7 protein-coding genes and 1 pseudogene are annotated in these 6253 nt (G+C 70.9%); 6 read left to right on the top strand and 2 right to left on the bottom strand.

Going from position 1 to position 6253, the window contains the following annotated elements; translation table 11 throughout:
* The 4 genes and pseudogenes from AC2VNT_RS01080 to AC2VNT_RS01065 form a co-directional block, all read left to right on the top strand.
* A pseudogene (locus AC2VNT_RS01080) lies at positions 1-325 on the top strand (type II secretion system F family protein); the annotation flags it as partial.
* Positions 326-406: 81 nt separating this feature from the next.
* Positions 407-625 (top strand): DUF4244 domain-containing protein, encoded by a 219-nt coding sequence (locus tag AC2VNT_RS01075; RefSeq protein ID WP_486945097.1) that lies wholly within the window; start codon positions 407-409, stop codon positions 623-625.
* Positions 622-960, top strand: a complete 339-nt coding sequence (locus AC2VNT_RS01070; protein ID WP_486945098.1) for a TadE family type IV pilus minor pilin — start codon at positions 622-624, stop codon at positions 958-960. Before AC2VNT_RS01075 ends, AC2VNT_RS01070 begins: the two co-directional genes overlap by 4 nt.
* Before the next feature lie 65 nt (positions 961-1025).
* Entirely contained in the window at positions 1026-1334 is a 309-nt protein-coding gene (locus tag AC2VNT_RS01065; protein WP_486945096.1) for an Rv3654c family TadE-like protein, read from the top strand.
* A gap of 6 nt (positions 1335-1340) precedes the next feature.
* On the opposite strand, the gene AC2VNT_RS01060 is transcribed toward AC2VNT_RS01065, so the two are convergent.
* Positions 1341-2375 (bottom strand): PAS domain-containing protein, encoded by a 1035-nt coding sequence (locus AC2VNT_RS01060; RefSeq protein ID WP_486945095.1) that lies wholly within the window; start codon positions 2373-2375, stop codon positions 1341-1343.
* A gap of 265 nt (positions 2376-2640) precedes the next feature.
* Positions 2641-4989 (bottom strand): DEAD/DEAH box helicase, encoded by a 2349-nt coding sequence (locus AC2VNT_RS01055; protein ID WP_486945094.1) that lies wholly within the window; start codon positions 4987-4989, stop codon positions 2641-2643.
* Between the two features lie 269 nt (positions 4990-5258).
* Here AC2VNT_RS01055 and AC2VNT_RS01050 point away from each other — a divergent pair, with 269 nt between their 5' ends.
* Positions 5259-5462 (top strand): cold-shock protein, encoded by a 204-nt coding sequence (locus tag AC2VNT_RS01050; RefSeq protein WP_003925183.1) that lies wholly within the window; start codon positions 5259-5261, stop codon positions 5460-5462.
* A 115-nt stretch (positions 5463-5577) separates the two neighbouring features.
* Positions 5578-6189 carry a hypothetical protein gene (locus AC2VNT_RS01045; protein ID WP_486945093.1) on the top strand — a complete coding sequence of 204 codons (612 nt, stop codon included), beginning with the start codon at positions 5578-5580 and terminating at the stop codon, positions 6187-6189.
* Positions 6190-6253: the final 64 nt, after the last annotated feature.

Here is a 6253-nt window from a genome sequence, read left to right as displayed (position 1 = left end):
GCTCGCCCTGGGTGCCGACCCGGGCGCGGCCTGGTCGACGCCGCCGGGCCGGCGGCTGCGAGACGTCGGCAAGCAGACTCAGGCATTGCTGCGGCTGGCCCGACGGTCGGGCTCCTCCGGCACCGCACTGGCCGCGGGGGTCGCCGAGCTTGCCAGCGAGTGCCGTGTCGACGCCGCCCATGCGGCGACGGCGGCCGCCGAGCGGGCCGGGGTGATGATCGCCGCGCCGCTCGGCGTCTGCTTCCTGCCGGCCTTCGTCTGTCTGGGAATCGTGCCGGTGGTCGCGGGACTGGCCGGCAACGTGCTGCGATCGGGCCTGCTGTGACGCCGGCCGCCGGTCCGCAGTCGAGACTTCGCGGAGCGGCCGCGAACACCCCGGACCGGGGTGGCAACGGAAGGAGAGTCGATGAACGTGAAAGAGCGGGGGCGCACCGTGGTACGGATCCTGCAGGGACGGATGACACTGCTGGCGACCGACGAGTCGGGGATGTCGACGGTCGAGTACGCGATCGGGACGATCGCCGCCGCCGCGTTCGGGGCGATCCTGTACACCGTGGTCACCGGCGACTCGGTCGTATCGGCCCTGACCCGGGTGATCGGCCGGGCGCTGAACACGGGTGTCTGAACGTCGTCGCCGGCAGTGCCGGGGCGAGCACGGTCGAGGCGGCGTTCGCCATGGTCACCCTGGCCGCGGTGTTGGTGCTGGCGCTGGCCGGCCTCACCGCGGTGACGATGCAGCTGCGCTGTCTCGATGCCGCACGCGAGGCGGCCCGGCTGGCCGCCCGCGGCGATCGCCAGGCCGCGATCCGGATCGCCCGGGACATCGCCCCCACCGGCGCGACAGTCCAGCTGCGCAGCGACGGCGCGTTCGTGGTGGCGGTGGTGACGGCGCGCTCGACGCTGCTGCCCACGCTGGCGATCACCGCCGAGAGCGTTTCCGGCGTCGAACCGCCTGGCTGAGCCGCGCCACCTCCGGTCAGCGCCGTGCCGACGACCGCGGCGCGGCAACGGTTCTGGCGACCGCCATGATCGCGGTGCTGCTCGGCGTCACCGGCGGCGGTCTCTGTCTCGGCTCGGCCGTGGTCGGCCGGCACCGGGCGCAGGCCGTTGCCGATCTGGCCGCGGTCACCGCGGCCGGGTGGCTGCCGTCCGGCGTCACGGCGGCGTGCGAACGCGCGGCGCAGGTCGTCCGCCGAATGCGGGCGAACCAACTCCGCTGCGGTGCCGACGGACTGGATGTGGTGGTCAGTGTCGAAGTCGCACCGGTGATCCGGGTGCCGGGTCTCGGCCCGGCCAGCGCCGTGGCCCGCGCCGGGCCGGCCACCCCGACCTAGCCGGGGCTACGACTGCGCCGGATCAGGGCCGGGCAGCCCGGCGGCGGCGATCTCCTCGTCGGTCGCCAACCGCATGGCTACCAGTCCGACCACGGCGTCGTCGTCGAATTCCACCCGGTTGACGGTGAGGTACAGCGGAACCCAGCCGCCGCCGGTCCGGCGGAGCCGCAGCACCCCGGCGGTCGGCCCGGAGCCGAGCTCGGCCCCCATCCGCTCCTCGACGGGTTTGTCGTCGGGGTGTACCCGGGGCGCGGCCACAGTATCGCGCCAGTCGTAGAGCGGCATCGGTTCGTCCAGCCACTTCAGGATCCGCCAGTCGTCCAGGCCGAACAGCGCGCGATGCACCCCCGGCTGGGCCAGTCCGTTCAGGATCCGCTGGGCGAGCAGATCGGGCCGTCGTGTTGTCCCGTCTTGCTCGCCGCGCCAGTTCATTCCACGCGACACCAGGTGCCCACGCCCGTCGGCCCCGGGCTCCCGCGCCGTGCGCGCGACAAAACACAGGGTGATCGGGGCGCCCTCCGTGTCGGTGAGATCCCAGCAGGTACAGATTGTTTGGCCCGGCTCGGCGCGCACGGCCAGCGCGAGCACCTTGCTGTCGTTGGGGTTGAACTCGCGGGCGGTCAGGACTTCGGCGAAGGCCCTGCCCTCGGTCGACCCCGTCTCGGGGTCCTGGCCGCGGTTGATCAGCGACTGCGGGGTGTCGATGGCAATGCCCAGGGTCACATCCCATTTCACCGGACCCGGCAGCGGCCGTTCCGGCGGTTCGGTCTCCGTCGGCCCGCACCAGACGTGCACGCCGTGTATCCGGCCGTCGGACATCTGCACCGGTTCGGTGCGGATCACCCGGCGGTTCTTGGAGGTGATGCTGGCCAGGCCCTGCCCGGTCTCCACCGTCTCGGCGATGGCCATCTGGATCGCGGCCAGGTGCGGGCTGCGGCGAAGAAACGCAGTGATCGGGACCAGATTCTTCGGCTGTCGCCCCTGAGCGACCACGACCGGTTCTTCGCCCAATGTCTCCACCAACAACCAGTCGTTGGCCATGGCGAAGATTTTAACGGCGGGCCGAGCGAATCGGGTCGGGTTGCGACCGATCTGCCCGCCCGGTATTTTCAGGTGCACTCCGGTTTCCGGGGTTGGGAGCGGATCGCGTCGTCCGACCGTTCCCCGGGCTGTACAGCACGACCGTTATGTCTTCAACGGCGAGGAAAGCGCTGCGATTGCGGCTGCCGACTAGCGGTTTGTGGGAGTCGGCCGCCGGAGGGGGACGGCCGACTCCACAGTTCCGCGAGATCCGGATAACGTAACGCTACGTGCCGTTTTGATTCAGTTCCGTCAAGACCAGATGCAGCAGCCGCACCGCGCCGGCTTTGTCCAGTGGATCGTTACCGGTGCCGCACTTGGGTGACTGCACACACGACGGACACCCGTTCGGGCATTCGCAGGACTCGATCGTGGCGACGGTGGCGGCCAGCCAGGTGGATGCCGCGTGGAAACCCCGCTCGGCGAACCCGGCGCCGCCCGGATGACCGTCGTAGACGAAGACGCTCGGCAGTGCGCCGAGTTCATCCGGACCCAGTGCCGTCGACAAGCCGCCGATGTCGCCCCGGTCGCAGCTGGCCACCAACGGAAGCAACCCGATCGCGGCGTGCTCGGCCGCGTGCAGCGAGCCGGGAATCCGGCGCTGCTCGAGGCCGCAACCGGCCAGCGCGTCGTCGGTGACGGTGTAGACCACCGCGGTGGTGGGCAGCGTATACGGCGGCATGTCCAGGTCGACGAAGTCGAGGACCTCGCCGGTGAGCCGCCGGCGCAGATAGCCGACGACGCGATGGGTGACCGTGACCGGAACCAGGCCCAGGCTGACCGGCCCGAACCAGACCCGCTCGCCAGCGCCGGTGACCTCGATGTCGGTGACCTCGCGGGCGAATGTCGTGTATCCGGGGTCCTCGGCGTGTACCAGGGCGAGCGCCCCCTGGGTGTCCAGCGAGTCGACCAGGTAGCTCTCCCCCCGGTGCAGGTAGACCGCGCCCCGGTGTACCTGCACCGGGGCCTGATCGGCGCCGACGCTGCCCAGCACCCGACCGGTGTCGGCCTCCACGATGTTGATCTGACCACCGGCGGACCCCCGGATGTCGACGCCGGCGTGCGGGTTCAGCCCGGGGGCCGGGAAGTATCTGCCGGAGCGGGCGCGCAGCAGTCCGTCGTCGACCAGGGCGGTGACCACCTGCTCGGCCCCCAGGTGGGTCACCTCGGCCTGCTCCAGCGGCAGTTCGGTTGCTGCGCAGAGCAGTTGCGGTCCGAGCACGTAGGGGTTCTCCGGATCGATCACCACCTGCTCGACCGGCCGGTCCAGCAGCGCCGACGGATGATGAACCAGGTAGGTGTCCAGTGGGTCGTCGCGGGCGATCAGCACGATCAACGCCGCCTGCCCGCGCCGGCCGGACCGACCGGCCTGCTGCCAGAATGAGGTCACCGTCCCGGGGAATCCGGCGATCACCACCGCGTCCAGCCCGGCGATGTCGACACCGAGCTCCAGCGCGTTGGTGGTGGCCAGGCCGTACAGCTCGCCGTCGACCAGCGCCCGTTCCAGCGCCCGGCGGTCCTCGGCGAGGTAGCCGGCCCGGTACGAGGCGACCTTGCCCACCAGCTGGGGTGCGACCGCGCCCAGCCGGGCCCGCGCCGCCAGCGCGGTGAGCTCCGCGCCGCGCCGGGACCGCACGAAGGTCAGCGTGCGCGCTCCCTCGGCGATCAGGTCGGCCATCACCCGGGCCGCTTCGGCGCCGGCGGACCGTCGCACCGGAGCGCCGTTCTCCCCGGTCAGCTCGGCGCAGAGCGCGGGCTCCCACAGCGCCACGGTGCGCGCTCCGTGCGGTGAGCCGTCCTCGGTGACCTCGGCGACCGGCCGGCCGATCAGCGCCGAGGCGCTGGCCCCCGGGGACGCGGTGGTGGCACTGGCGAAGACCACGGTCGGCAAGGCGGTGGCCGGGTTGGCCGGCCCATCACCGTAGCGACCGCAGAGTCGCAGCAGGCGGCGCAGCACCATCGCCACGTTAGATCCGAAAACACCTCGGTAGTAATGACATTCGTCGACGACGAGGAAGCGTAGATTGCGCAGGAACACCGCCCAGCGGGCATGGTTGCGCAGCATCGAGAGATGGACCATGTCCGGGTTGGAGAACACCCAGCGGGATCGTTCCCGGGCGAACCGGCGTACCTCGCCGGCGCTGTCCCCGTCGTAGCCGGTCGGCGCCACGTCGGCCAGCCCGGGGATCGCGGCGGTCAACGCGTGTGCCGTGCGCAGCTGGTCGTGGCCGAGCGCCTTGGTCGGCGAGAGATACAGCGCCCGTGCCCGCGGGTCGGCGGCCAGCGCGTGCAGTACCGGCAGCAGATAGGCGAGTGACTTACCCGACGCGGTGCCGGTGGCGACGACGACGTGCCGGCCGGCATGCGCGAGTTCGGCGGCGGCCAGCTGGTGCGACCACGGGGTGCGGATGCCCCGGTCGGTGAACGCCCGCACGACGTCGGGCTCAGCCCAGGCCGGCCAGCGGTCGGGCCGGCCGGTCGACGCCGGTAGGTCGGCGACATGGCGCAGCGGGTGCTCGCCGGGCGCGGTACCGATCAGCGTCGCGGTCAGGAGCTCGCGACCGAAATTCGCCATCGTTTCTCGTGTCCTCGAAGTTTTGCCGCCGCAATTGTGACCTGCCGATTACGGATTTCCGGACCATACTGTCGCCGACACGACGAACGTGATTGACTGTTGGGCGGTCGTAGCTTCTGTGGTCGTGTCAAACTTTCGCAGGATGTTCGTTACGGTCGCTGTTCCAACCCACAACGGTACAGCGGCCGGGACAGGCCCGGGGTGCCGAAAGTCGGTGCCCTGACCGACGGTGCACCGCACCGGCAGTAAGAGTAAGGACAGATCGACAGATGCCACAGGGAACTGTGAAGTGGTTCAACGCGGAGAAGGGCTTCGGCTTCATCGCGCCCGAGGACGGGTCGGCCGACGTGTTCGTCCACTACACGGAGATCCAGGGAAGCGGCTTCCGCACGCTCGAGGAGAACCAGCGGGTGGAGTTCGAGGTCGGCCAGAGCCCCAAGGGGCCGCAGGCCACCGGCGTTCGCTCCATCTGAGCAAGCTGAGCCCGACGACCCTCGACGGCTCCCGGACGGGCGCTGCCGAGGGTCGTTTCGGTCCGGTCGGCTCGGCGGTGCGGCAGGTGAGCGAGCCTGGCTTACTGTCGGTGACGTGAGCCAGTTGTCGTTCTTCTCGGCAGAGTCGGTGCCGCCCAGCGTCACCGATCTGACCGGGTTGTTGGCGACCACCGGCCAGATCGCGGTCGTCGGCGACGGTGCTCGGCTGTCGGTCATCGTCGATCAACCCTGGCGGGCGTCGGCGCTGGCTGCGCTGATCGGCGAGGCCGGTTTGTCGGTCGAGATCGCCACCAGCGAGGAGAACACCCCGCTGGTGCGGACCGGGGTGGATGTCCGGTTGCGCGGGATCGCCGCGCAGTGGACCCGTGGCGCGGTCAAGACGGTGCCGCCGCAGTGGGTGCCCGGGCCTCGCGAGCTGCGGGCCTGGACGTTGGCGGCGGGCAGCCCGGAGGCCGACCGGTACCTGCTGGGGCTGGACCCGCACGCGCCGGACACCTATCCGGCACTGGCCTCGGCACTGATGCGGGTCGGTATCGCCCCCACCTTGATCGGAACCCGCGGCAGCCGCCCGGCACTGCGGATCAGCGGCCGAAGACGGCTATCGAGGCTGGTAGAGAACGTCGGGGAAGTTCCGGCCGGGGTCGAGGCGTTGGCCTGGTGGCCGCGTGTCGAGCCGGTGCCGGAGGCTCGGCCCGGCGATCGGTGAGCCGGCTCGACGCCGAGGTCAGGTTTGCTTCCGCACGCCTCGGGTGCGAGATTGTCAGGTGGTC

Source organism: Mycobacterium sp. TH-M15 (genome assembly GCF_057473705.1).
This window is presented reverse-complemented; position numbering and strand designations above follow the sequence as displayed.